21 protein-coding genes and 2 tRNA genes are annotated in these 26,158 nt (G+C 42.6%); 20 read left to right on the top strand and 3 right to left on the bottom strand.

Translation table 11 applies throughout. The features are described from left to right. The first annotated feature begins 300 nt into the window (after positions 1-300). The 3 genes from carA to greA are packed head-to-tail and all read left to right on the top strand — an operon-like array spanning position 301 to position 5,263. Positions 301-1,455 carry a glutamine-hydrolyzing carbamoyl-phosphate synthase small subunit gene (carA, locus tag W03_RS09585; RefSeq protein ID WP_244072750.1) on the top strand — a complete coding sequence of 385 codons (1,155 nt, stop codon included), beginning with the start codon at positions 301-303 and terminating at the stop codon, positions 1,453-1,455. Positions 1,456-1,506: 51 nt separating this feature from the next. Then, a complete protein-coding gene (gene carB, locus W03_RS09580) occupies positions 1,507-4,728 on the top strand; it encodes a carbamoyl-phosphate synthase large subunit (RefSeq protein WP_244072749.1) in 3,222 nt (1,073 codons plus the stop codon). A gap of 58 nt (positions 4,729-4,786) precedes the next feature. Beyond that, positions 4,787-5,263, top strand: coding sequence for a transcription elongation factor GreA (greA, locus tag W03_RS09575; RefSeq protein WP_244072747.1), 477 nt, complete (start codon positions 4,787-4,789; stop codon positions 5,261-5,263). Positions 5,264-5,293: 30 nt separating this feature from the next. Here greA and yhbY read toward each other — a convergent pair whose 3' ends face one another. Next, on the bottom strand, positions 5,294-5,662 hold the full coding sequence (gene yhbY / locus W03_RS09570; RefSeq protein ID WP_244072745.1) for a ribosome assembly RNA-binding protein YhbY: 369 nt from the start codon (positions 5,660-5,662) through the stop codon (positions 5,294-5,296). Between the two features lie 22 nt (positions 5,663-5,684). On the opposite strand from yhbY, the gene W03_RS09565 reads away from it, so the two are divergent. The 4 genes from W03_RS09565 to glmM all read left to right on the top strand — a co-directional run bounded on the left by W03_RS09565 (position 5,685) and on the right by glmM (position 10,735). Further along, positions 5,685-6,311 carry an RlmE family RNA methyltransferase gene (locus tag W03_RS09565; RefSeq protein WP_244072743.1) on the top strand — a complete coding sequence of 209 codons (627 nt, stop codon included), beginning with the start codon at positions 5,685-5,687 and terminating at the stop codon, positions 6,309-6,311. A gap of 165 nt (positions 6,312-6,476) precedes the next feature. Next, positions 6,477-8,396, top strand: coding sequence for an ATP-dependent zinc metalloprotease FtsH (ftsH, locus tag W03_RS09560; RefSeq protein WP_279600068.1), 1,920 nt, complete (start codon positions 6,477-6,479; stop codon positions 8,394-8,396). Positions 8,397-8,531: 135 nt separating this feature from the next. Further along, positions 8,532-9,311, top strand: a complete 780-nt coding sequence (folP, locus tag W03_RS09555; RefSeq protein WP_244073728.1) for a dihydropteroate synthase — start codon at positions 8,532-8,534, stop codon at positions 9,309-9,311. Positions 9,312-9,376: 65 nt separating this feature from the next. After that, positions 9,377-10,735 carry a phosphoglucosamine mutase gene (gene glmM, locus W03_RS09550; protein WP_244072741.1) on the top strand — a complete coding sequence of 453 codons (1,359 nt, stop codon included), beginning with the start codon at positions 9,377-9,379 and terminating at the stop codon, positions 10,733-10,735. Positions 10,736-10,857: 122 nt separating this feature from the next. Here glmM and W03_RS09545 read toward each other — a convergent pair. After that, positions 10,858-10,931: transfer RNA gene (locus W03_RS09545), tRNA-Cys, on the bottom strand. Positions 10,932-10,981: 50 nt separating this feature from the next. Continuing rightward, positions 10,982-11,056 (bottom strand) — tRNA-Gly (locus W03_RS09540). Between the two features lie 246 nt (positions 11,057-11,302). On the opposite strand from W03_RS09540, the gene W03_RS09535 reads away from it, so the two are divergent. The 13 genes from W03_RS09535 (at position 11,303) to W03_RS09475 (ending at position 26,092) form a co-directional block, all read left to right on the top strand. Continuing rightward, positions 11,303-12,496 (top strand): MFS transporter, encoded by a 1,194-nt coding sequence (locus W03_RS09535; protein WP_244072739.1) that lies wholly within the window; start codon positions 11,303-11,305, stop codon positions 12,494-12,496. A gap of 62 nt (positions 12,497-12,558) precedes the next feature. Continuing rightward, complete coding sequence (gene leuC / locus W03_RS09530; protein ID WP_244072737.1) at positions 12,559-13,965, top strand: 3-isopropylmalate dehydratase large subunit; 1,407 nt, start codon at positions 12,559-12,561, stop codon at positions 13,963-13,965. 38 nt (positions 13,966-14,003) lie between these two features. Further along, the gene (gene leuD / locus W03_RS09525; protein WP_244072735.1) at positions 14,004-14,639 is read left to right on the top strand and encodes a 3-isopropylmalate dehydratase small subunit; all 636 of its coding nucleotides are present in this window, start codon (positions 14,004-14,006) and stop codon (positions 14,637-14,639) included. Between the two features lie 25 nt (positions 14,640-14,664). Then, the gene (leuB, locus tag W03_RS09520) at positions 14,665-15,726 is read left to right on the top strand and encodes a 3-isopropylmalate dehydrogenase (protein WP_244072733.1); all 1,062 of its coding nucleotides are present in this window, start codon (positions 14,665-14,667) and stop codon (positions 15,724-15,726) included. Between the two features lie 157 nt (positions 15,727-15,883). Continuing rightward, complete coding sequence (gene asd / locus W03_RS09515) at positions 15,884-16,996, top strand: aspartate-semialdehyde dehydrogenase (protein WP_244072731.1); 1,113 nt, start codon at positions 15,884-15,886, stop codon at positions 16,994-16,996. Positions 16,997-17,157: 161 nt separating this feature from the next. After that, positions 17,158-19,632, top strand: coding sequence for a FimV/HubP family polar landmark protein (locus W03_RS09510; protein ID WP_244072730.1), 2,475 nt, complete (start codon positions 17,158-17,160; stop codon positions 19,630-19,632). Between the two features lie 57 nt (positions 19,633-19,689). Further along, positions 19,690-20,487, top strand: coding sequence for a tRNA pseudouridine(38-40) synthase TruA (gene truA / locus W03_RS09505; protein WP_244072729.1), 798 nt, complete (start codon positions 19,690-19,692; stop codon positions 20,485-20,487). A 4-nt stretch (positions 20,488-20,491) separates the two neighbouring features. Beyond that, positions 20,492-21,106, top strand: coding sequence for a phosphoribosylanthranilate isomerase (locus W03_RS09500; RefSeq protein WP_244072728.1), 615 nt, complete (start codon positions 20,492-20,494; stop codon positions 21,104-21,106). Next, complete coding sequence (gene trpB / locus W03_RS09495; protein WP_244072727.1) at positions 21,103-22,302, top strand: tryptophan synthase subunit beta; 1,200 nt, start codon at positions 21,103-21,105, stop codon at positions 22,300-22,302. Before W03_RS09500 ends, trpB begins: the two co-directional genes overlap by 4 nt. 10 nt (positions 22,303-22,312) lie before the next feature. Further along, the gene (gene trpA, locus W03_RS09490) at positions 22,313-23,116 is read left to right on the top strand and encodes a tryptophan synthase subunit alpha (protein ID WP_244072726.1); all 804 of its coding nucleotides are present in this window, start codon (positions 22,313-22,315) and stop codon (positions 23,114-23,116) included. Between the two features lie 36 nt (positions 23,117-23,152). Further along, a complete protein-coding gene (accD, locus tag W03_RS09485) occupies positions 23,153-24,019 on the top strand; it encodes an acetyl-CoA carboxylase, carboxyltransferase subunit beta (RefSeq protein ID WP_244072725.1) in 867 nt (288 codons plus the stop codon). A gap of 34 nt (positions 24,020-24,053) precedes the next feature. Then, positions 24,054-25,358 carry a bifunctional tetrahydrofolate synthase/dihydrofolate synthase gene (gene folC / locus W03_RS09480; protein WP_309296098.1) on the top strand — a complete coding sequence of 435 codons (1,305 nt, stop codon included), beginning with the start codon at positions 24,054-24,056 and terminating at the stop codon, positions 25,356-25,358. Positions 25,359-25,381: 23 nt separating this feature from the next. Next, positions 25,382-26,092 (top strand): SPOR domain-containing protein, encoded by a 711-nt coding sequence (locus tag W03_RS09475; protein ID WP_244072723.1) that lies wholly within the window; start codon positions 25,382-25,384, stop codon positions 26,090-26,092. The last annotated feature ends 66 nt before the right edge of the window (positions 26,093-26,158 follow it).

Here is a 26,158-nt window from a genome sequence, read left to right as displayed (position 1 = left end):
GTGTTTCTGTGGGGTTGAATGATTTTAATGCTAGAAAATTATTTCTTCATTCTAAAAACTATTATTTTTACGAGGGAAAAGTATATGTTGATTTTTTGCATTTTATCAATAGCGCTATTTAAACTAAGCTTGCGCAGACTTACATAAAGTTGCACAAAGCGGTGGCGTCTTCGTGCTGTAGAGTAAAATGCAAAAGCATGTTCATTTCAAGTATAATCACCGCCTACAAGCGGTTGTTATCTTAAGCAAGTTTGTAATGTCAGTATTCCAATATCCTGTTGATTTCCAAGGAGTTTCTTTGTGTTACACTATCAGCGCGCCATCTTAGTACTTGCGGATGGGACTATTTTTCATGGCGTGTCTATTGGGGTTTCAGGAGTAACTGTTGGCGAAGTTGCTTTTAACACGGCAATGACCGGGTATCAGGAAATATTAACGGATCCTTCCTACTGCCGGCAGATCATTACCTTAACTTATCCGCATATTGGAAATACCGGTGCGAATTCGCATGATATTGAATCAGGAAATATTGAAAAAGTACATGCTGCAGGCTTGGTGATACGGGATCTTTCTTTTGTTGCTAGTAATCACCGAAAAACACAAACGTTGCAAGAATTTTTGAAGTCTCAGAATGTTGTAGCAATTGCTGAGATTGATACGCGAAAATTGACACGAATCATACGCGAAAAAGGCGCTCAATCCGGTTGCATAATAGCTGGTGAGTTCGTTAGTGAGCAACAGGCTTTGCAGGCTGCAAGGACATTTCAGGGGCTATCCGGAATGGATCTTGCCAAAGTAGTTAGCTGCCAAAATCCGTACAACTGGGATGAAGGAGAGTGGTTGCTTGGTGAAACCTATGTGGTTCGAGAGGATCATCGATATCATGTTGTGGCGTACGATTTTGGAATTAAACGCACCATGTTGCGTAAATTGGCGCAACGAGGGTGCAAGATTACTGTGCTACCGGCTCAGACTAATGCACAGGAAGCTTTGGCATTGCAACCTGACGGGATATTTCTTTCGAATGGTCCAGGAGATCCGGAGCCTTGTGATTATGCCATTTCTGCTGCACAAGCATTACTAGATAGTAAGATTCCTATCTTTGGCATCTGTTTAGGGCATCAAATATTGGGTCTGGCCGTCGGTGCGCAGACCGTAAAAATGAAGTTCGGGCACAGAGGTGCTAATCACCCAGTTCAAGATGTCATGACCGGTAAAGTGATAATCACTAGTCAGAATCACGGTTTCGCAGTAGATGCGGAATCGTTGCCAAAAAATATACGAATTACCCACAGATCATTGTTTGATGGGAGCTTGCAGGGTTTTGAGTTTATTGATAAACCAGCATTCTGCTTTCAAGGCCATCCCGAAGCCAGTCCCGGACCTCACGATGCTGATTATCTGTTTGATCGTTTCATTAAGGCTATGGAAAGCCACAGATCTACAATCTTATAGTGATTCTCATCATAAAAAACTTGAACTAATGGACTTATTTTTAGAGAGAGCATGCCTAAACGTACCGACATAAAATCTATTCTCATCATCGGTGCCGGGCCGATTATCATCGGTCAGGCCTGTGAGTTTGATTATTCAGGTGTGCAAGCCTGCAAAGCTTTGCGAGAAGAAGGTTATCGGATTATTTTAGTGAATTCTAATCCGGCCACTATCATGACTGATCCAGAAATGGCTGATGCGACTTATATTGAGCCAATTACTTGGGCTATGGTGGAAAAGATTATCGCGATAGAGCGCCCCGAGGCTTTGCTGCCTACTATGGGTGGGCAAACGGCGCTTAATTGTGCTCTGGATTTGGTGAGGCATGGTATTTTGAAGAAATACGGTGTTGAACTCATCGGTGCTTCACGAGAGGCCATTGATATGGCGGAGGATCGTGAAAAATTCAAGCAAGCTATGACTCGCATTGGCTTGAGTTCGGCCCGCTCTGCTGTAGCGCATAGTATGGAAGAGGCCATGCAAGTGCAAGCGATGGTGGGCTATCCGGTTATTATTCGGCCCTCATTTACCATGGGTGGGAGTGGCGGAGGGATTGCATACAATCGGGAAGAGTTTTTATCGATTTGCGAACGTGGCCTAGATGCTTCCCCAACCAAGGAGTTACTAATTGAAGAGTCGGTAATCGGTTGGAAAGAATTTGAAATGGAGGTGGTTAGGGATAAACGGGATAATTGCATCATTGTGTGTTCCATTGAAAATGTCGATGCGATGGGTGTGCATACTGGCGATTCGATTACCGTAGCACCAGCTCAAACACTGACCGATAAAGAATATCAATTGATGCGTAATGCGGCGATTGCAGTATTGCGTGAAATTGGCGTAGAAACTGGCGGATCAAATGTGCAGTTTGCTATCAATCCTGATGATGGCCGTATGTTGGTAATAGAAATGAATCCGCGTGTTTCTCGTTCCTCTGCTCTGGCTTCTAAAGCGACAGGATTTCCAATCGCAAAAGTGGCGGCAAAGCTTGCTGTGGGTTATACCTTAGATGAGCTGGGTAATGATATTACCGGTGGCGTTACACCGGTTTCGTTTGAGCCAGCCATAGATTATGTTGTGACGAAGGTACCTCGGTTTGCTTTTGAAAAGTTTCCACAAACCAATGATCGCTTGACCACTCAAATGAAGTCTGTTGGTGAAGTTATGGCGATTGGTCGAACATTTCAGGAATCCTTGCAGAAAGCATTAAGGGGTTTGGAAACTGGGGTCGATGGTTTGGATGAAAAAACCATGGATCTAGATCTTATTCGCAGTGAGTTGGCAAATCCCGGTCCCGAAAGAATCTGGTTCATCGCGGATGCTTTCCGCTGCGATATGTCGATAGAAGTGATCCATCAATTGACACATATCGATATCTGGTTTCTCGCACAGATAGAAGATCTGGTGAGGCAGGAACAGGCACTTAAAGGAGTTGATTTGTCCGCACTGGATCAGCAAGCTTTACGTAAGCTAAAACGTAGTGGTTTTTCTGATCGGCGCTTAGCAAAATTGCTCAATACAGATCAAACCATGATTCGGGAGCGCCGTCATAGTTTTGGTTTGCATCCGGTTTATAAACGAATTGATACATGTGCAGCCGAGTTCGCAACCAATACAGCGTATATGTACTCAACGTATGAAGACGAATGTGAATCGCGCCCCACTCATAATAGAAAAGTGATGGTGTTGGGAGGCGGCCCAAATCGCATCGGACAAGGTATCGAGTTTGATTATTGCTGTGTGCATGCGGCCCTGGCTTTGCGCGAAGATGGTTTTGAAACCATTATGATTAACTGTAATCCGGAGACCGTTTCGACTGATTACGATATTTCTGATCGGCTTTATTTCGAACCACTCACTCTGGAAGATGTACTTGAAATTGCAGCGGTCGAAAAACCTGAAGGTGTAATCGTACAATATGGTGGCCAAACACCTTTAAAGCTTGCACGTGATTTGCAGGCTTACGGCGTGCCTATTATCGGTACTAGTCCAGATATGATTGATTGCGCTGAAGATCGAGAACGTTTTCAGCGTACACTTCAGCAATTGAGACTCAAGCAACCACCTAATCGAACAGCTCGCAGTCCTGACGAGGCTTTGCTAGTAGCTGAAGAAATCGGTTATCCGCTGGTGGTGCGTCCAAGTTATGTGTTAGGCGGTCGTGCGATGGAGATCGTACATGAAAAAGCTGATTTAGAGCGCTACATGAGAGAAGCAGTAAAGGTTTCTAACGATTCTCCTGTTTTGTTGGATCATTTTTTGAATAATGCTACTGAGGTAGATGTTGATGCAATCTATGATGGTGAAACCATTTTAATTGGTGGAATCATGGAACACATTGAACAAGCAGGGGTGCACTCCGGAGATTCGGCGTGTGCCTTGCCAACATTTAATTTGTCACAAGAGTTGTTGGCTGAGCTGCGTCGTCAAACGGGAGAGATGGCGCGTGCGCTGCAAGTCGTAGGGTTAATGAACGTGCAGTTTGCGATCCAAGATAACACGGTATATGTGCTTGAAGTGAATCCTAGGGCTTCTCGCACTGTGCCGTTTATTTCGAAAGCGACCGGACTACAGTTGGCGAAGATCGCAGCTCGTTGTATGACGGGTAGAACATTAATTGAACAAGGAATAACTAAAGAAATTGTGCCTCACTATTATTCGATTAAAGAGGCTGTTTTTCCTTTTATTAAGCTTTCCGGAGTTGATACCATACTTGGACCAGAAATGAAGTCGACGGGCGAAGTAATGGGGATGGGTGTGACTTTTGCAGAGGCTTTTGTTAAATCGCAGTTAGCTGCCGATGTGCGATTACCGAGTGCTGGTAAAATTTTTATCAGTGTCAAGCGTTCAGATAAGCTGGATGCGGTAGAAATCGCTCGAACGCTTGCGGAACTTGGATTCACCGTTTATGCTACTCGTGGCACTGCAGCTGTTATCAAAGAAGCTGGTATTAATGTGATTGCTATTAATAAAGTTGCAGAAGGGAGACCGCATATTGTTGATATGATTAAGAATGGTGAGATTAGTTTGATTATTAATACAGTAAAAAATCAACCAAGCGCGATTCGTGATTCCTATTCTATCCGTCGCGCTGCACTGCAGGGTAAAGTTACTTATTACACGACTTTGGCAGGAGCCCGTGCTGCTTGCGTTGGTATAACCAATAGTGGACACGAATTGCAAACATATAATTTACAAAAATTACATGCCCAGCTAAAGCCGTGTGCTACTTAATCCCTTTGGCTATCGCTAATTAATGATAAAACGGTTATTGTAAAAGGTAAAGATTACAATGAGTACTATTCCAATTACGGTCGTAGGTGCAGAGGCGCTACGCAAAGAGTTGCATGAAATGAAAACGGTGCACCGCCCCGCAGTAATCGCGGCAATTGCTGAGGCTCGCTCGCATGGCGATCTCTCAGAAAATGCTGAGTACGATGCGGCGAAGGAAAGGCAAGGATTCATTGAGGGGCGGATAGCTGAATTAGAAAGCAAGCTTTCTAGTGCACAAATTATTAATCCGGCTTTAATTAATGCGGATGGAGCCTGTGTATTTGGTGCTACCATTGAGTTGGAAGATTTGCAAAGCGGTGATATGGTTACTTATCAAATAGTAGGTGACGATGAAGCGAATATTAAGGAAGGGAAAATATCGATTAGCTCTCCAATATCTCGCGCTTTAATTGGTAAATATTCAGGTGATGTCGCTGAAGTGCAAGCACCCGGTGGTCTTCGAGAGTACGAAATATTGAATGTAAAGTATATTTGATATTATTGAAGTACTAATAACCTCTGAGGTTTAACCTTGAAAGCTACGCTTTGTTCGATGAGCTGAGGTGCGCTTATTTTTTTCAGAGCATTGCTTTGTTGGTTTGATATTCGAATCTTCAGGTTTAGGTCGATAGATCACAAAAATCTTACCGATATGCTGTACAGGTGCAGCATCAAGCTGTTGGCAGGTTTCTTCGAAAAGTGCATTTCTAAGTGTGCGATCATCCACTTGAACTTTAACTTTAATCAACTCATGACTTAGAAGAGCACAATTGAGCTCTTTAATAACACTTGATGTTAGTCCTGTTTTGCCGATAATTACGACAGGATTGATCGGGTGAGCGCGTGCCTTGAGTTCTCGTTTTTGAGCAATAGTCAGTATTAACATAAATTCCATCAAAAATATTTCATTTTACTGGATGAAACAAGGGAAAACCAGCAACGCTTGGATGCGAGAGCACGTGAGTGATTTTTATGTTAAGCAAGCAAAGATGCAAGGCTATCGCTCTCGTGCGGCTTACAAACTACTTGAAATTGCCGAGCGAGATCACTTGATTAGGCCAAACATGACTGTCGTTGACCTAGGTGCGGCACCTGGAAGCTGGTCCCAAGTCGTTCGTCGCACCATGGGTGACCATGGCTTGGTTGTTGCGTTAGATATTTTGGATATGGAGCCACTACCTGGTGTCGAATTCATACAAGACGACTTTCGCGAAGAAAGCGCGGTTTCAAAACTTAAGGAGAAACTTGGTAACAATCAACCCGATCTTGTAATTTCTGACATGGCACCAAATATTAGTGGTATCGTGACGAATGATCAGGCAAGAAGTATGTATCTGGCAGAATTGGCATTACTTTTTGCTGTAGAGCAACTGAACTTAGATGGGAGTTTTTTAGTCAAAGTTTTTCAAGGGAGCGAGTTTGATTCTTATTTGCGTGACATGCGCTTACTTTTTAAGAATGTATTAATAAGAAAACCTAAAGCTTCACGTAACCGCAGTAATGAATTGTATTTGTTGGGAATGAAGAAAATAAATAAATTATGAAAAAGATAATTAATTTTCTGAATGATGGAACTAAATAAACAAAGTAAGCGCGGCTTTTTACTGTTTTAGAGAGAGATGAATGAGGTATAACTCTGTTGTATTATATTTTTAAAAATAGGGTTAGAATGATTAATCGATGTTTAAGGTGCAAACCAAGGAGCTATTTTGAATAACTTAATAAAAAATATGGCCATTTGGCTAGTGATTGCACTTGTGTTGATGACAGTATTTAATCAATTTAGCGTACGTCAACCGACGCAAGTACCGATGGAATACTCTCAATTTATTACTGAGCTGAATCAAGGCAGAATTGCTAAAGTAGTTATTGAGGGGCGTACCCTTAAAGGCACAAAATCCGATGGGAGACGCTTCACGACCTACGCGCCATCAGATCCTTGGATGGTGAGCGATTTATTGAAAGCCGGCGTTATTGTGGAAGCCAAACCAGAAGAAGAACCTTCAATGTTGATGAGTATCTTTATTTCATGGTTTCCAATGTTGTTGCTCATTGCGGTCTGGATTTTCTTTATGAGGCAAATGCAAGGGGGCGGACGTAACGGTGGCGCTTTCTCTTTTGGTAAAAGTAAAGCGCGTATGCTTGATAAATCAGCCAATACAGTTACTTTCAGCGATGTTGCCGGTTGTGAAGAAGCAAAAGAAGAAGTTGCTGAACTGGTCGAATTTTTACGAGACCCGTCTAAGTTTCAGAAATTAGGAGGACGTATTCCACGCGGCGTATTGATGGTGGGTAGTCCAGGAACCGGTAAAACGCTGCTTGCACGTGCGATTGCTGGTGAAGCACAGGTTCCTTTTTTCAGTATTTCTGGATCTGATTTCGTTGAAATGTTTGTTGGTGTAGGTGCTTCTAGAGTGCGTGATATGTTTGAGCAAGCTAAGAAACATGCTCCTTGCATCATTTTTATTGATGAAATTGATGCGGTTGGCCGTCAGCGTGGTGCGGGCTTGGGTGGAGGTAACGATGAGCGTGAGCAAACTCTGAATCAATTATTGGTTGAGATGGATGGATTTGAAGGGGCTATGGGAGTAATTGTCATTGCTGCGACCAATCGACCCGATGTGTTGGATCCTGCATTGTTGCGCCCCGGTCGTTTTGATCGTCAAGTTACTGTACCGTTGCCTGATATCCGTGGACGTGAGCAAATTCTTCATGTGCATATGCGCAAAGTGCCACTTTCACCCGATGTAAAAGCAGATATTCTGGCGCGTGGTACGCCTGGTATGTCGGGCGCGGATCTTGCAAATTTGGTCAATGAAGCGGCGTTATTTGCTGCCAGAAGTAATAAACGTCTGGTTGATATGGATGACTTTGAACGTGCGAAAGACAAAATTTTCATGGGTGCAGAGCGGCGCTCAGTGGTAATGCCAGAGCATGAACGCAGGAATACTGCTTATCATGAATCGGGGCACGCTGTAGTGGCTCAATTGTTACCTAAGACTGATCCGGTTCATAAGGTAACGATTATTCCGCGAGGACGTGCTTTGGGTGTAACTATGCAATTGCCTACTGAAGATCGGTTTAGTATGGAGCGCGAAGAAATTCTACAAAGAATTTCGGTAATGTTCGGTGGTCGTATTGCCGAAGAGGTTTTCATGAAACAAATGACTACTGGAGCATCGAATGATTTTGAGCGCGCAACTGAATTGGCTCGGCAAATGGTAACTCAGTGGGGGATGTCAGATATTCTCGGCCCAATGGTCTATGGTGAGAATGAGGGTGAAGTTTTTCTCGGTCGCTCAGTAACTACTCATAAAAACATGAGTGAGGCAACCATGCAAAAAGTTGATGTGGAAGTACGCCGTATTGTAGACGAGCAATATGCATTGGCGCGTAAGTTGATTGAAGAGAATAAAGACAAAATTGAAGCGATGACTAAGGCTTTGTTGGAGTGGGAGACTATTGATAGTGATCAGATCAAGGATATTATGGAAGGTCGCGAACCTCGGCCTCCAAAACCACCTCAATCAATGTCTTCAACAACCAGCGGTGATTCTTCATCGCCTGCGTCGGATGCTAAAGAGGAACCCAAATCAACGCCACAAGAAATAGTGAAAGAAGTTGAGTAAAGGTTAAGCTAAATAAGCTAAAATGCGGGATGCGATTTTAAATCGCATCCCGCATTTTAGCTTGCAGAACTCAATTTTTTGCAATTGACTTTACTATCATACAGCCAACTTTTTTCACTTAACCGTCCGCTCATTATGGGGATTGTTAATGTGACACCCGATTCTTTTTCAGATGGAGGGTGTTACCAATCGACTCAACAGGCCATCGCGCATGCAATGAGCCTCATTGATGAGGGTGTGGATATACTGGATATTGGCGGTGAGTCGACTCGCCCTGGTAGTCAATCTGTTAGCATTGATGAGGAATTGCATCGTGTAATTCCAGTGTTGGAGGGACTTTCGGGTCGAAATGTAGCTATTTCTGTCGATACTTCAAAACCCGAGGTTATGAAACAAGCTATTAATGCGGGTGCTTTTATGATTAATGATGTTCATGCATTACGCAATCCGGGAGCATTGGATATAGTTGCGCAATATCGTCATGTGCGCGTCTGCTTAATGCATATGCAAGGTATCCCTGTTGACATGCAAAGTAATCCTCAGTATCAGGATATTGTTTCTGAGGTGAAAATTTTTTTGCAGCATCGAATTGACGCAGCAAAGCTTGCAGGCATCTCTCAAGAGCAACTTATTATTGATCCAGGTTTTGGTTTTGGTAAGACATTGCAACACAATTATAAATTATTACAGCAACTCGACCGATTAATTACATTGAGTGTCCCAATACTTGTAGGGATATCGAGAAAGTCTATGCTTGGCGGTATTACTGGCAATAGTGTTGACCGAAGAATTCATGAAAGTATAGCTGCCGCCTTGCTAGCCATAATTAAAGGTGCCAAAATTGTCAGAGTGCACGATGTTAAGGCTACAAAAGATGCCATAGCTATCTATTCGGCAATGAGGCATGCGGTATAAAGATTATCAGTAACTGTACGTTACTTCTTATTTTTTCATTTACCTAACTATTAAATACTGGAAATATGACTAAAAAATATTTTGGCACAGATGGTATACGAGGAAGAGTTGGGAAAGGCCCAATAACACCGCAATTTGTCATGCATTTGGGATATGCCGCCGGTAAAGCCTTAGCGGATGCAGATTGGCATCTTATGGAGGGAAAACGTCCTACGGTAGTGATTGGTAAAGATACAAGAGTGTCTGGGTACATGTTTGAATCGGCTTTAGAAGCTGGATTATGTGCAGCTGGTGTAGATGTGTTTTTGTCAGGCCCAATGCCCACACCTGCAATTGCTTATTTGATCCGAGCACTACGCCTACAAGCAGGGATTGTGATTTCAGCATCGCATAACATGTTTGAAGACAACGGTGTCAAGTTTTTTTCCGCTGCAGGAACCAAACTTCCTGATGATATGGAGCACAAAATTGAAGCGGAATTAGATAAACCGATAGAAACTAAGCCGTCCGCTCAGCTTGGAAAGGTTCGTAGGTTACGCGATGCTGATGCGCGCTATATCGAATTTTGTAAAAGTACTTTTCCTTATCCACTTGACTTGCATGGATTAAGAATAGTAGTCGATAGTGCACATGGCGCAACTTATCACATTGCTAGACACGTAATGCATGAATTAGGCGCTGACGAGGTTATCGCTATTGGTGTAGACCCAGATGGGCTGAATATTAACCATGAGTGTGGTGCTACGCACTGTGCAACGTTACAACATGCTGTTAAGGAACATGGCGCTGATTTAGGAATTGCATTGGACGGTGATGGTGATCGCTTGATGATGGTGGATGAAACGGGCAAGGTATACGATGGTGATCAACTGATTTATATTATCGCTAAGCATCGTCAAATGCGAAAAGTACTTACTGGAGGGGTGGTGGGGACTTTAATGACAAATCTAGCGATTGAGAATCACTTTAAAGAACATAAAATTCCTTTCTTGCGTGCTAATGTCGGTGATCGATACGTTTTAGAGTTACTACAAGAAAAAAATTGGCAGATTGGGGGAGAGGGTTCTGGCCATATTATATGTAGGGATAAACATACTACTGGCGATGGTATTATTTCAGCTTTGCAGGTTTTGTATGCATTGAGAGATTCACAAAAAACACTGGCAGAATTTACGCAAGAGGTGGTGCTTTATCCACAGCGGCTTATTAATGTAAAAGTACCCCCATCTTATCAATGGAATGCTGACAGTGAACTCAAGGAATTAATCAAAGAAGCTGAGTCTGAACTTAAGAATAGCGGTCGAATTTTGATTCGTTCTTCCGGTACAGAACCACTGATACGAGTGATGGTAGAGGGAGAATCCGAAGATCGCATCAATTTTTGGGCCGAACATATTGCAGAAACGATAAAGAAGCATCAATAACATTAAAATCACTGTCTTACTATTTCTCGTATATATCTTTTTTGATCCGCGCTAGTGGATTGAATCTATATGTAAGGGGCTCAAAGTAGTGTCGGTGATAAATATTGAAATAAATAGTGCGATGGAGGCGGGGGTCGGAATCGAACCGGCGTAGACGGCTTTGCAGGCCGCTGCATGACCACTCTGCCACCCCGCCTTATTTGTGTGGATCACCAACATGTGCAAATTTGTTTTCTGATGGTGATGTGGAGCGGGAAACGAGGCTCGAACTCGCGACCCCAACCTTGGCAAGGTTGTGCTCTACCACTGAGCTATTCCCGCATTATGAAGCTTCGCTACGGTTTGATTAGAAAGCTTCAGAAACAAAGGGTGGATTATAGTGATGCTGTATGTTTTGTCAAGGAATACCACGAATGACTAATTCGTTCGTTACCGAAATCTTGTTGATGCGTAACATAATTTATCAATTAAGCATACTTTTCTAGTTGATTTCATGAAATTGCCATTGATTCCAGGCTTCTAAAATCTTTCGATGTGAATTGAGTTTATTTATAGGAATCAGATTGTATGTCTTTGTTTCAACTGACCCACCATATACCTTTATTACCCTATTGGCGACTCTCTGGTTTTTATTTCTTTTATTTTGCTTTGATAGGGGCTTTCTCACCTTACTGGACTTTATATCTGCAATCATTAAATTTTGATTCATTGCAGATTGGCTTGCTGATGTCATTATTACTCGTTACACGGATATTTTCTCCGGCATTTTGGGGATGGGTGGCTGATTACACTGGAAAACGGGCTCGAGTTGTTCAAGTCGCTGCAGTGATGGGGTTAATTACTTTTTGTGGCTTTTTTGTTGGAGATTCTTTTAGTTGGATATTTTTGTTTATGCTGTTGATGAGTATTTTTTGGAGCGCTTCGTTACCATTGATGGAGGCTATAACGCTATCACATTTAGGCGAGCGTACGATGCACTATGGCCGTATTCGCTCATGGGGCTCAGTAGGATTTGTTTTAACAGTAATTGGTGTGGGTTATGTTCTGGATAAGATAGAAATTTTTTGGTTACTTTGGATTATATTGAGTTTAAAGGCCTTTATTGTCATATTTTCTTATCAAGTTCGCGAGAAAGAGATAATCGGAGAAGTTGCAACGTTTCATCATTCAGTACGGGAGATTTGTTTACGCCCGGAAGTAATACTGTTTTTGTCCGTTAGCCTGTTTATGCTATTTGCACATGGGGTTTATTATACTTTTTTTTCAATTTATTTGGTTGAGCATGGTTATACCAAGGGATTCGTGGGATGGACTTGGGCTATTGGTGTAATCTGCGAAATAGGAATTTTTTTTCTGATGCCTTGGTTACTGAAGCATTTTAGCCTAAAGCTTATACTTGTTTTTAGTTTTGTTTCTGCCATTGTTCGTTTTTTATTGATTGGCTGGTGTGTTGAGTGGCCACTATTGATAGTGTTCGCACAGATATTGCATGCGGCAACTTACGGCGCACACCATATCGCAGCAATGATGATTATTCATCATTTTTTTCGAGGACGCCATCAAGCTAAAGGACAGGCGATATATTCTAGTGTGGTTTATGGATTAGGGGGAGCGGCTGGTGCAGTATTTAGCGGCTATACGTGGGAAAAGCTGGGCCCTGATATCACTTTTTCAATTAGCGCTGCGATTGTGGGTATCAGTTTAATTTTGATCCTATGGAAAATGAAGTCTATTCATGCATCAATTAATGCATCTGTTTAGTTTGTTTGATTTTAGAACTTTATGGGATAATTGCATCCTAATGTGAATTTTGAGTAAATAGGATGCAAACGTTATACGATAAACTTTGGAATCAACACATAGTTCCGACTGAATCAACTGACGTGGGAGGCATGTCACTGATATACATTGATCGTCATCTAGTGCATGAGGTGACGAGCCCACAAGCATTCGAGAGCCTAAAGCTTGCTGGACGTAAGCCATGGCGACTGAACTCCATTCTAGCTGTTGCTGATCATAATGTACCAACAACTGATCGGAGTCAGGGAATTCATGATCCACTTTCGCGTTTACAAGTGGATACACTCGATCAAAATTGCGATGAATTGGGTATTACTCAATTCAAAATGCATGATTTGCGTCAAGGTATCGTACACGTTATTGGTCCGGAGCAAGGAGCAACGATACCAGGTATGACGGTGGTATGCGGCGATTCGCATACCAGTACGCATGGTGCTTTTGCGTGCTTGGCATTTGGAATTGGTACTTCTGAGGTTGAGCATGTTTTGGCAACGCAATGTTTGCTGATGAAGAAATCGAAAACCTTATGTATTCTTGTTGAAGGTCAATTAGGCCTGGGTGTTACCGCAAAAGATATCGCACTGGCTATTATCGGTAAAATTGGCACGGCTGGCGGTAATGGGCATGCGATTGAATTTGCTGGTAGCGCCATTCGGGCGCTATCAATGGAAGGGCGAATGACGTTGTGTAATATGGCAATTGAAGCGGGCGCACGCGCAGGCATCGTAGCCGTGGATGATGTTACGATTGATTATATCAAGGGCCGTCCTTTTGCTCCTCAAGGAGAGATGTGGGAGCGTGCGATTGCTTACTGGAGAACCTTACATAGTGATCCTGGCGCTGTTTTTGATCAAACGGTAATATTGGATGCCGCACAAATCAAACCCCAAGTTACTTGGGGAACTTCGCCCGAAATGGTTGTCGATGTCGATGGTAGAGTGCCAGATCCTGCGCATGTTACTGATGAAACGAAACGTAAGAATATACAACTTGCGCTAAATTATATGGGATTGAAAGCTAACACTCCAATTCAACAAATTACCATTGATAAGGTTTTTATCGGTTCATGTACAAATTCGCGTATTGAGGATTTACGATCAGCCGCACAGATAGTAAAAGATAAGAAAATTGCCTCAAGCATAAAGCTGGCGTTGGTGGTTCCCGGTTCAGGATTGGTTAAGCAACAAGCCGAACGTGAAGGATTGGATAAGATTTTCATGGCGGCTGGATTTGAGTGGCGTGAACCAGGATGTTCGATGTGCTTGGCTATGAATGATGATCGTTTGGGCCCGGGAGAGCGTTGTGCTTCGACTTCTAATCGAAATTTTGAAGGACGGCAAGGACCTGGTGGAAGAACGCATCTAGTGAGTCCTGCTATGGCAGCTGCTGCTGCTATTACTGGGCATTTTGTAGATGTGCGCAAGTTATAATAACTTCCTTACTTTAATATGTGTGTTCGCATAATCCAATGGAAAAATTCCTAACATTTACTGGTTTAGTTGCACCTCTTGATCGCGCTAATGTCGATACCGATGCGATTATTCCCAAACAATTCCTCAAATCCATCAAGCGTTCCGGTTTTGGTCAGTATTTATTTGATGAGTGGCGCTTTCTGGATCATGGAGAACCGGGTATGGATTTATCAAAGCGTCAGCTTAATTCAGGGTTTGTGTTGAACCAGCCCAGATATCAAGGAGCTCAAATTTTATTAGCGCGTGCTAATTTTGGTTGTGGGTCGAGCAGGGAACATGCACCGTGGGCACTACAGGACTATGGCTTTCGAGTCGTTATTGCATCGAGTTTTGCAGATATATTTTTTAATAACTGTTTTAAGATAGGATTGCTGCCGATCGTCTTGAATACGGCGATATTGGATTTACTGTTTGTGGCGGTTGCAATGCATCCAGGCTATCAATTGTCCGTAGATCTTCAAAAGCAAAGTGTTTGTACACCTGACAATAGGAGCTTTGAGTTTGAAATAGATACTTTTCGTAAGCACTGCTTATTGCACGGATTGGATGAGATCGGACTTACTCTGCAGCATGCGGATGAAATCAAGGCTTTTGAAAATAAAAGACGTCAAGAACAACCTTGGTTATTCTAATAAATGAAATGATTAATCAAATATTATGAAATTAGCAGTATTAGCAGGCGATGGCATAGGACCAGAAATCGTGGCACAAGCTGTTCGCGTGTTAGAGGCATTAAAAGCTGACGGTCTACCAATTGAATTGGAATATGGTTTAATTGGGGGCTGCGCTGTCGATGCGACCGGGGAGCCTTACCCTGAAGCGACCCATCGTTTAGCCAGTCAGGCTGATGCAATTTTATTGGGTGCAGTAGGTGGGCCAAAATATGATGCATTGCCGCGTCACCAACGCCCTGAGAGAGGTTTGCTTTCTATACGCAAGGAGCTGAATTTATTTGCTAATCTTCGTCCGGCTATTTTATATCCCGAGTTGGCGAGTGCATCCAGTTTGAAATATGATGTCGTTGCGGGTTTGGATATTTTAATTGTACGTGAGCTAACGGGTGATATTTATTTTGGCGAACCGCGTGGTATTGATATACGTGATGGTCATCGTGTTGGTTTTAACACGATGATCTACAGTGAATCAGAAATTCTTCGCATTGCACACGTAGCTTTTCAAGCAGCTAGGAAGCGCCAGAAAAAATTGTGCTCTATAGATAAAATGAATGTGTTGGAATGTACACAGTTGTGGCGTGATATTGTAACAGAAGTAGCCAAAGACTATCCGGATGTCACGATTTCCCATATGCTCGTAGATAATGCAGCAATGCAACTGGTACGAAACCCTAAGCAATTTGATGTGATGGTTACAGGCAATATGTTTGGCGATATTTTGTCTGATGAGGCTTCGATGCTGACAGGTTCAATTGGCATGCTTCCATCGGCTTCCTTGGATCAGAATAATAAAGGATTATATGAACCGATTCATGGTTCAGCACCGGACATCGCTGGTAAAGACCTAGCCAACCCATTGGCGACGATTTTGTCAGTGGCCATGATGTTACGCTATACGTTTAATCATGAAGAATCTGCATATCGGATTGAACAAGCCATAAGAAAAGTACTGGCGTCTGGATTGAGAACAAAAGATATAGCCGAACCCAATATGCCTGTGGTTGGGACCAAAGCTATGGGCGATGCAGTACTGTCGCTACTGTAGCTCAAGAATTTAAATTACATGAAAATGTTACAAATAATTAAATTAAATAGTAACACCCTGCTAAATCATTTGTTGTAACTTTATAAAATAAGTTAATATTTATCGAGTATTTTTACTAGTTTGCCATTTTGTTAATTTTTAGGATGTAAATAGGGTAATGAAACAAGTTGGTTTTGTTGGTTGGCGCGGCATGGTAGGTTCTGTGCTTATGCAACGCATGCGTGAAGAAGATGATTTTTCACTGATTGATCCGGTTTTTTTTACAACATCACAAAAAGGCGGGATAGGCCCAGATATCGGAAAAGAAATTCCGGTATTGCAAGACGCGTGCGATATTAAACAGCTCAGCGCTATGGATATCATAGTTTCGTGCCAAGGTGGTGACTATACCAATAAGATTGTTGGTCAATTACGCCAGTCTGGTTGGCAGGGCTACTGGGTCGATGCAGCTTCGGCACTGCGCATGGAAAAGGACGCTGTGATTATTCTTGATCCGATCAATAAACCTGTGATTGAGCAAGCATTGCAAGATGGAGTAAAAAATTATATTGGCGGCAATTGTACCGTGAGCTTGATGCTGATGGCAGTTGGAGGATTGTTTGAAAAAGGCTTGGTGGAATGGATGAGCGCCATGACTTATCAGGCGGCGTCTGGAGCAGGAGCCAAGAATATGCGCGAACTGATACAACAAATGGGAGAAACGCATCGCGCGGCTAAGGATTTATTGGATGATCCTGCCTCAAATATACTCGATATCGATCGTGAGATAGCAGAAACATTACGCGATAAAAAATTTCCAACAGAAAACTTTGGCGTGCCATTGGCAGGCAGTCTGATTCCTTGGATTGATAAAGAAATTGCAAATGGACAAAGTCGAGAGGAATGGAAAGGGCAGGCAGAGACGAACAAAATTCTAGGTCGATTTGATCATCAAATTCCTGTCGATGGTATTTGTGTGCGTGTTGGTGCGATGCGTTGCCATAGCCAAGCGCTGACCATTAAATTGAAGAAAGATATTCCTCTAAACGAAATTGAAGAAATTATTTCAAACGCTAATGAGTGGGTTCATGTTGTACCTAATCATCGTGAAGAAACAACTGTAGAGCTGACACCCACCGCTGTGACGGGCACTTTGTCGATTAATATCGGTCGGCTGCGTAAATTGGCGATGGGGGGTGAGTATTTGTCTGCTTTTACCGTGGGCGATCAGTTATTATGGGGAGCTGCAGAACCTTTACGCAGAATGCTGCGGATATTAATTCAACACTGAGTTCTTGCGTTATTAAATTAAAATTTAAAATGAGTTGCCTATGTGATTGAATAACAGTTTACTAAATGATCGGTTTATATCCAAAACGTAGCACATTTGAGCATCTACGTTGTAATGCTGGCCTCGTAATATTTATTTTTTAAAAGAAAGAGGGTATCTCAGTGTATAAAACTTCCTTTAGAGTAAGCTTGTTCTTAATCATTTTGTTCCTTCCCTCGGTACTTTTTGCAGCAGGACTGGGTAAATTATCGCTCATGTCTGCTTTAGGGCAACCACTGAGTGCTGAAATCGATATTGTTACTGCCAATAAAAGTGAGATTCCTTCACTTCGGGCGAGCATTGCATCGCAAGAGGCGTTTGCTCAGGCTGGTATTCAATATGAGCCTTTTTTTTCAACAGTTAAAGTTTCTGTCGAATCGAGAGTAAATGGCAATCCTTATATAAAGCTTAGTTCACCACAAGCGATCAACGATCCTTTTTTGAATTTATTAGTAGAATTGAATTGGGCGTCTGGTCGGATTCTGCGCGAATATGCGGTATTGCTGGATCCAGCAGAATCTTCTCCGCAGCAAGTCACCGCACCAAGTGTTGCATCGCCTGTCGTGGCAGCACCTCAGCAAAATAAGCTTACAGAATCAGAGATACCTAAAAAAATACCGCCTAAAGACAAGCAAGCTCCGCCAACTGAAAATAATTCTTCAGCATACAGAACGACAGGAACTTACGGTCCTGTCGTTCCTGGTGATAATTTGTCAGTGATCGCACGTCAAGTATTGCCCGCAGGTGTTGACTTGAATCAGATGTTAGTTGCGCTTTATCGTGCCAATCGTGATGCATTTATTGCTGGCAATATGAATTTGCTGAGAGTTGGTGCGGTTTTGAAAATACCAGAGAAAAGTGAAGCTGATGCGATCGACAAAAAATCGGCGAACTCAGAAATTCGTGTGCAAGTGGTTGATTGGCAAAACTATCGCTCAAGATTAGCGTCTTCATCCCGTGATGAATCTTCTCGGAGAACGATACGTCAATCAGATCAAGGCAAAATTACCACTCGAATCGAGAAACAAGCGACTAGCTCGAATGTGGAACCTAAAGAAGTGTTGCGCTTATCCAGTGCGTTACAAACGGATGGTAATAAAGATTCTGCTGCTCCATCAAATGTGGCAGACCGTTTGCGTATGATGGAAGAAGATGCTATCGCAAAAAACCTTTCACTTAAAGAAGCGAATGAACGTGTGGCAATGCTTGAAAAAAGCGTTGAGAATTTAAAAAAACTTTTAGAGTTGAAAGATGCCACACTTGCTCAAGCGCAAGTCAGAGCGGAATCCACTGGCAAAGTAGCAACTGAACCGGAAATTAGGCCTGAGGCTGTGATTGCACAACCTCCTCAACAGTCATCCGTACAGTTACAGCAAGACAGTGAGTCGGTAACTGAAAACGATCAAGTAGATGTAACAATTCCAGATGCGGGAACAACACCTACCGAACAGTCGGCGCCTGTGGAAGCGGTAATGCCGGCATCGCTACCACTACCGGTATCAGATACGAATGATGAGGAGATGTCACTAACCGATCAGATTTTTGCCAATATTGAGTATGTGGGTGCCTTTTTAATGGTGGCTTTGTTGTCCGCATTATTGTGGGTGCGTAAGCGTCGGCAAAATAAAGAAGATGATGATAAAAACGACAAAGCAGCAGAAGGCTTTTCCTCTAGGATGAAATCGAGAATGGCGGCCATGTCCGGCGCACAACAAGTTGCTGCGGCAGATGGTTATGCTGAGTCGAGCGATGAAGATTCAACCTACCAGAGTGCTGCGAGTGCTGAGCAATCTAATGAAGAAGATCAAGATTTTGAACAGAATACTGTTTTATACGCAAATCTTCCCGAGAAGTCGGATGCGGCTGAATTTGATTCTCAGCTACAGATAGATTCGGAAAATAATGAAACAAAGCATTCTCATCAATCGAGAGATATTGACTTGACTGATGATGGCATCAATACTGACGTGCATCCTGTCCAAGTGAATTACGAAACAGAATTTGATTTGTCGGATGCGAATGAATCTGTCCAAAACGATCAAGTCAAGATCGATTCTTCGGATTACGAATCAGTAAAAGATTTAGAAGTGGGAGAAACGGTACTGAATTTTGACAGTGTGACTGAATCAAACACTGACCAAAGCAACACGATCGATTTTGATTTCTCTGAAGATGCAATTAATTTAGCAGATGACGCTATTCAGAATGCAAAACTTGCAAAAAGCGATAAAGCAAGTGCGCCAAACCATGATCATCCGAGTGCACTGGAGCTAATGGATGAACCAAGTATCTCAGAGCAATTCGATTCTGATGAAGTTGATACTACTTCAAAAGTTATTCCAATTGTTCCTGAATTGGGTTTGGAAAGCATAAATTTGGATATTGAAAGCGCTGATTCTGTTGCTCAAAAAGATAAGGAATCAGATTTAAGTGAGAATAGTGAGCAATGGCAAGAGGTTGAAACTAAGCTTGATTTGGCAAAAGCATACCAAGAAATGGATGATAAAGAAGGTGCTAAAGAAATGTTGGAAGAAGTTATTCGCGATGGAGATGCAAAACAAAAAAGAGCTGCTAAAAAGCTAATGAAGAGCTTGTAACAATTTGCATTGATAATTAAATTTGTTCAAAACACGCAATAGAAGTAGTACTGGTTCGTGCGAATTTGTTTAGTACTGGAGTATGACGGAAGTCGTTATTGTGGTTGGCAAAGTCAACCCCAGAGCTGCGCAATTCAAGATATTCTTGAACTGGCTTTGTCTCTAATTGCGCAAGAGAAAATTCATGTTACTACAGCAGGTCGTACTGATGCAGGTGTACATGCACTCTATCAGGTTGTGCATTTCGATACCGAATCGAAGCGTCCTATTAGTGCGTGGATACGCGGGGTGAATGCAAAATTACCGAATGACATTGCAATTCGCTGGGCAACTGAGGTTTTATCAGATTTTCATGCAAGATACAGTGCACTTGAACGGCGCTACCTTTATCTGCTTCTGAATCAACCCACACGCCCAGGACTACAGGTAGGAAAGGTAGGGTGGTTTCATCAAGCGTTGATATTGGAGAAAATGCAAATTGCAGGAAACCTGCTACTGGGTGAGCATGATTTTTCTTCTTTTCGAGCAGCTGAATGTCAAGCAAAGTCGCCCATACGGACCATTACACACTTACAAATACAGCGCTACGGTAATTTAATCGTTTTTGATTTGCGTGCGAATGCATTTTTGCAACATATGGTCAGAAATATTATCGGTAATTTGGTATACATTGGTAAAGGCAAATATCCCCCAGAATGGATGCAAGACTTACTACAAGGTGGTAACCGTATGCTAGCGGCACCAACATTTTCACCAGCGGGTTTATATTTGGCAAAAGTGTCTTATCCCGACCAATGGGCATTACCAGATTTCTCTGTAATGCCTTTAGTGCCAGAGATATTATATAATCAATAGCATTATGTCGGTACGTGTTAAAGTATGCGGGATTACTCGCCGTGAGGATGCTGTGTCAGCCGTTAAGGCTGGTGTAGATGCGATTGGTTTTGTGTTCTGGCCACAAAGCCCTCGTTATATTAATATTGATTCAGCCTACTCTATTGCTTGTCAGATACCTTCTTTTGTTACTGTTGTCGGTGTTTATGTTGATCCGGATGTGTCTTGGGTTGAGCAAACCATAAAAGCAGTTAAATTAAATTTATTGCAATTTCATGGTAATGAATCACCTGAATTTTGTGCGCAATTCGCTGTGCCGTATATCAAAGCAATAAGAATGAAAGAAGATACGGATTTGCTACAATATGCACAGCAGTATAAAGCTGCCAAAGGCTTACTTGTCGATACGTATACGCCCGGTATACCTGGAGGGACTGGGCATACTTTTGATTGGGGCCTTATTCCACAACAATTGCCGCTGCCATTGATACTTTCGGGTGGGCTAAACCCGCAAAATGTGTCAAATGCCATTCGGGAAACACGGCCATGGGCTGTTGATGTTTCTAGTGGGGTAGAAGTTTCTAAAGGAATTAAAAACGAAGAAAAAATTTTTGCTTTTATGCAGGGGGTTAAGCGGTGAGTACTTATGATCTTCCTGGTCGGGACGGCCACTTTGGTCCCTATGGTGGAATTTTTGTAGCGGAAACATTGATTTCAGCGCTGGAAGATTTGCGCCAAAAATATGAATACTATCGTACCGATCCTGAGTTTCAGGCCGAATTCTCTTATGAACTAAAGCACTATGTTGGTAGACCAAGTCCGATTTATCATGCGAAAAGATGGTCAGAATATCTAGGTGGCGCCCAGATTCTATTAAAGCGGGAAGATTTAAATCATACTGGAGCGCATAAAATCAATAATACTGTTGGTCAGGCTCTGCTAGCACGGCGTTTGGGTAAAAAAAGGGTAATTGCGGAAACGGGAGCAGGTCAGCATGGTGTTGCGAGCGCGACTGTGGCTGCACGGTACGGCATGGAATGTGTCGTATATATGGGATCTGAAGACGTGAAGCGGCAAGCAACCAATGTATATCGTATGAAACTTCTGGGTGCTACGGTTGTACCCGTTGAGTCTGGATCGCGCACATTGAAAGATGCGCTGAACGAGGCGATGCGAGACTGGGTAACTAATGTCGAAAATACTTTCTATATTATTGGTACGGTAGCCGGACCTCATCCTTATCCGATGATGGTAAGGGATTTTCAAGCAATTATCGGTATGGAAGCTAAGGTACAAATGCAAGAGTTTTTCGGACGCCAACCCGATGCGCTGATTGCTTGTGTTGGTGGTGGATCTAATGCAATTGGCTTGTTTTATCCGTATATTGATGATAGTGGTGTTCGCTTGATCGGTGTTGAAGCCGCAGGCAAGGGTATTGAGACCCGGCAACACGCTGCTACTTTGTCTACAGGGAGGCCTGGTGTATTGCATGGGAACCGTACCTATCTTATTCAGGATGAGAATGGTCAAATTGTCGAAACACACTCAATATCGGCTGGATTGGATTATCCCGGTGTTGGACCGGAGCATGCTTGGCTTAAAGATTGTGGAAGAGCAGAGTATGTTGCAATTACTGATCATGAAGCATTGCAGGCTTTTCATGATTTATGCCGATATGAAGGTATTATGCCCGCGTTAGAGTCAAGCCATGCACTGGCTCATGCGGCTAAATATGCGCCAACTCTACCTAGGGATAAGTTATTATTGGTCAATTTATCTGGGCGTGGTGACAAAGATATGGCAACCGTGGCGCAAATGTCTGGCTTGTCACTTTAGGTTTTAGATTATGAATCGAATTGCTCAAACATTTGCAAATCTGAAGATGCAAAATCGCAAGGCACTGATTCCATTTATCACTGCAGGCGATCCATACCCCGAAGTAACCGTTCAACTGATGCATCAATTGGTACAGTCGGGCGCTGATATCATTGAATTGGGAGTTCCTTTTTCCGATCCTATGGCGGATGGTCCAACAATACAAAGATCAACCGAACGCGCTTTGAAGCATCAAGTTAGCCTTAATAAAGTGCTGGACCTTGTTGAGGAATTTAGAAAAGTAGATGTTAATACACCAATCGTTCTGATGGGTTATGCTAATCCAGTCGAAGCATTGGGGTATGAAGCTTTTGCAAGCAAAGCAAAAAAATGCGGTGTTGATGGAATATTGATTGTGGATTATCCTCCAGAAGAATCAGGAAAATGGGTGAAATGTCTTAATGAATATGGCATTGATGCCATATTCTTGTTATCTCCGACTACACCGAAATCTCGGATGGAGCATGTGGCCAAACTCGCCAAAGGTTATGTGTATTATGTTTCTTTAAAAGGTGTAACTGGTGCATCGCATCTCGATCTTGAAAATGTAAACATGATGTTAAAAGAGTTACGAAAACATATTGCGATTCCTATTGGTGTTGGGTTTGGTATACGCGATGGCGCTACAGCCTGGGCTGTAGCTAACTTAGCTGATGCGGTGGTGATAGGGAGTCGAATTATTGAAGAAATTGAGCATGCGAAACAAGACGACTTATTAGCAAAAGTAGGGGTACTGCTGACGAGTTTTCGTCAGGCGATGGACGAACAACATTAATAGAGTGATGAACGGATTTTTCCGCATAACATACGTATGAGCTGGTTTCAAAAAATAATTCCACCAAAAATTAAGAAGAAGGGAGCCGGTGAAAAGAAGATTGTACCGGAAGGCTTGTGGAGCAAATGTAAAAATTGTGAGGCTGTGCTTTACTATTCGGATCTTGCAAAGAATCTAAACGTTTGTCCGAGGTGCGGCTACCATAATCGTATTTCCGCTCGTAGTCGGATTGATTGGCTACTGGATCCTGATCATCGTATGGAAATCGGTGCCGAAGTGATTGCCATTGATGCATTGAAGTTTAAAGATAGCAAGCGATATGTTGATCGTTTAACACAAGCGAAAGAAGGCACTGATGAGAATGACTCTCTGGTGGTCGTGCAAGGAAGAATTAAAGACCTCCCGATTGTTGTGGCGGCGTTTGAATTTGGTTTTATGGGTGGATCGATGGGTTCAGTAGTAGGTGAGCGCTTTGTTAGAGGTATACAAGCGTGTATTGAACAGCAAATGCCTTTTGTATGTTTTAGCGCCAGTGGCGGCGCTCGTATGCAGGAGGGTTTGTTTTCATTGATGCAAATGGCAAAAACATCTGCGGCCTTAACACGATTAAGTCATTGTAACTTGCCTTTTATCTCTGTTCTGACAGACCCTACTATGGGCGGTGTGTCGGCTAGTTTCGCTTTCATTGGGGATATTGTGATTGCTGAACCGGATGCATTGATCGGTTTTGCCGGGCCGCGCGTAATTGAGCAAACGGTTCGTCAGACGCTTCCAGAAGGGTTTCAGCGCTCAGAATTTTTATTGGAACACGGTGCAATCGATATGATTGTTGATCGTCGACAAATGCGCGAAAAGATCGCCAATTTATGTATGCAATTGATGTGCCGGTCGGCTGTGAACTAACACAATGTTTTTCAGTGATTATAATCTGTATTGATTGATCAGGAGTTCAGACATCCATCCCTCATTACGTTCACTGTCTGATTGGTTAGCCTATCTTGAGGCTATTCATCCAAAAATGATTGATATGGGTCTGGAGCGAGTTAGTCGAGTTAAAGAGCAACTCGGTTTAAATCCTAAATTCCCTCTTATTATTGTCGCCGGCACAAACGGTAAAGGCTCAGTGTGCGTCATACTTGAAGCTGTCCTAACGAGAGCAGGCTATCGCGTCGGGTGCTATACATCGCCTCATTTGTTACGGTATAACGAACGAATGCGCATTAACAAAGTAGAAGTTGATGATGAAAGCTTATGCCGAGTATTTGAACGTATCAATGAAGCTAGAGAATCTTGTCATATATCGCTGACTTTTTTCGAATTTGGCACCCTAGCGGCAATGGATTGGTTTATTCGATCTGAGGTAGAGGTAGCAATTTTGGAAGTTGGATTAGGTGGTCGCTTGGATGCAGTTAATGTATTTTCCCCAGATTGTTCCATTGTAACGAGTATCGATTTTGACCATATGGAGTATCTCGGTGATAGCCGTGAAAAAATAGGTTGTGAAAAAGTTGCTATCTTTAGAAAAGGAAAACCTGCGGTTTGTGCTGAGACGGATTTGCCAAGCAAGGTATGGCAACAAATCAATCAAATCGATCCTGATTTGTTGTTGCTGAATAAACAATTCGGTTATGTTGATAAGTTATCGCAATGGGATTACTGGGGACCAAAAGATTGTCGATACTCACTTCCATTTCCTGCACTCCGAGGTCAGAAACAATTACAAAATGCTAGTACTTGTTTGGCTGCTTTAGATGCACTTAAAGCCATATTGCCGGTGACGATGCAAAATATTCGCGATGGATTGAGTGAAGCGATCATACCGGGAAGATTTCAAGTCGTATCTACATACCCGATGATTGTTCTCGATGTGGCACATAATCCGGCCGCGGCTTCGGTGCTATCGAGTAACTTAGCAGCAACTAAACCGACCGGGAAAACCTATGCGGTTTTTGCCATGCTTGCAGATAAAGATATATCGGGTGTCGTTTCACAAATAAAACAGCAGATTGATGTTTGGTTGGTTTCATCCGTTCATTCCGAACGTGCAGCAACGGCGGATTATATTTGTAGTCAGCTATATGATGCCGGTATTAGTGCTGACAAAAATGGTGTTTTGTCATTTTTAAATGTAATTGATGCATTCGTTTTTGCCTGTGGACAAGCGACTAAAAATGATAGAATTTGTGTGTTTGGATCCTTCTATACGGTGGGTGATGTACTGAGGCACTGGAAGACGCTTTGAAAGATATTTTCATTGGATTATAAATGAACAAAAATATTAGTGAAGAAGAGCTGTTACTGCGAAAACGCGCAAGAAGGCGACTGGTTGGAGCGATTGTTTTGGTGATAGTTTCAATTATCGTGCTGCCTGCTATTTTTGACGAGCCTAAAACGGGTAATGAACAGCAGGAAGTCGTCATTAACTTGCATGATGCAGATAGGGGTAATAACACTGCTCCAGTTCATTTGCCTAAGCAATCTATTCCATCGAATGACCTGATTCAAGAAGCAAATCAGCTTCCTGATTCCATGAAGGAGAATGTGCCATTCGTGGATGATTTTGAAGCGATTCAAGACGAGCAAAAACGTCTTCCTATACCTGGTATCAAGCCAAAAATAGATGCTAAGCGTGTAACGGTAGTAATGGAACCAAAGTCTCCGGCAGTCTCTACAACACATCTTCCAAATAGTTCAAATAATACTGCTAATGCCACTGCCGATGTTATCGGTACGACTGAGATTCCTAAAGGAGGTGTGGTGATACAATTGGGGGCTTTTTCCGACCAATCAAAGGCTAAGCAACAATTAGAAAATTTGGTTATGAGTGGATTCCGAGCCTACACAGAGATTATTAAAACCAGTAGTGGCGAAGTAACTCGCGTGCGGATTGGCCCACTAGCTTCAAGAAGCGTTGCAGAGAATGAATTGAAGAAACTAAATAAATTGGGTTTTGATGGTGTGATCACTTCCAAATAATGAAGTGATTATCGGCGTTTGAGCATTTATTGTTAGAAACATAGGATTTTGATACGCGAGAACGAT

This window comes from Nitrosomonas sp. PY1, from assembly GCF_022836435.1.
GTDB lineage: Bacteria > Pseudomonadota > Gammaproteobacteria > Burkholderiales > Nitrosomonadaceae > Nitrosomonas.
The sequence above is the reverse complement of the archived record's forward strand: the minus strand, read 5'-3'. Positions and strand labels throughout refer to the sequence as shown.

Excerpts from the sequence above, each read along its gene's own strand:
- carB (WP_244072749.1), top strand. The coding sequence starts at position 1,507 with ATGCCTAAACGTACCGACATAAAATCTATTCTCATCATCGGTGCCGGG.
- greA (WP_244072747.1), top strand. The coding sequence starts at position 4,787 with ATGAGTACTATTCCAATTACGGTCGTAGGTGCAGAGGCGCTACGCAAA.
- yhbY (WP_244072745.1), bottom strand. The coding sequence starts at position 5,662 with ATGGAATTTATGTTAATACTGACTATTGCTCAAAAACGAGAACTCAAG.
- W03_RS09565 (WP_244072743.1), top strand. The coding sequence starts at position 5,685 with ATGAAACAAGGGAAAACCAGCAACGCTTGGATGCGAGAGCACGTGAGT.
- folP (WP_244073728.1), top strand. The coding sequence starts at position 8,532 with ATGGGGATTGTTAATGTGACACCCGATTCTTTTTCAGATGGAGGGTGT.
- glmM (WP_244072741.1), top strand. The coding sequence starts at position 9,377 with ATGACTAAAAAATATTTTGGCACAGATGGTATACGAGGAAGAGTTGGG.
- W03_RS09535 (WP_244072739.1), top strand. The coding sequence starts at position 11,303 with ATGTCTTTGTTTCAACTGACCCACCATATACCTTTATTACCCTATTGG.
- leuC (WP_244072737.1), top strand. The coding sequence starts at position 12,559 with ATGCAAACGTTATACGATAAACTTTGGAATCAACACATAGTTCCGACT.
- leuD (WP_244072735.1), top strand. The coding sequence starts at position 14,004 with ATGGAAAAATTCCTAACATTTACTGGTTTAGTTGCACCTCTTGATCGC.
- leuB (WP_244072733.1), top strand. The coding sequence starts at position 14,665 with ATGAAATTAGCAGTATTAGCAGGCGATGGCATAGGACCAGAAATCGTG.
- asd (WP_244072731.1), top strand. The coding sequence starts at position 15,884 with ATGAAACAAGTTGGTTTTGTTGGTTGGCGCGGCATGGTAGGTTCTGTG.
- W03_RS09500 (WP_244072728.1), top strand. The coding sequence starts at position 20,492 with ATGTCGGTACGTGTTAAAGTATGCGGGATTACTCGCCGTGAGGATGCT.
- trpA (WP_244072726.1), top strand. The coding sequence starts at position 22,313 with ATGAATCGAATTGCTCAAACATTTGCAAATCTGAAGATGCAAAATCGC.
- accD (WP_244072725.1), top strand. The coding sequence starts at position 23,153 with ATGAGCTGGTTTCAAAAAATAATTCCACCAAAAATTAAGAAGAAGGGA.
- W03_RS09475 (WP_244072723.1), top strand. The coding sequence starts at position 25,382 with ATGAACAAAAATATTAGTGAAGAAGAGCTGTTACTGCGAAAACGCGCA.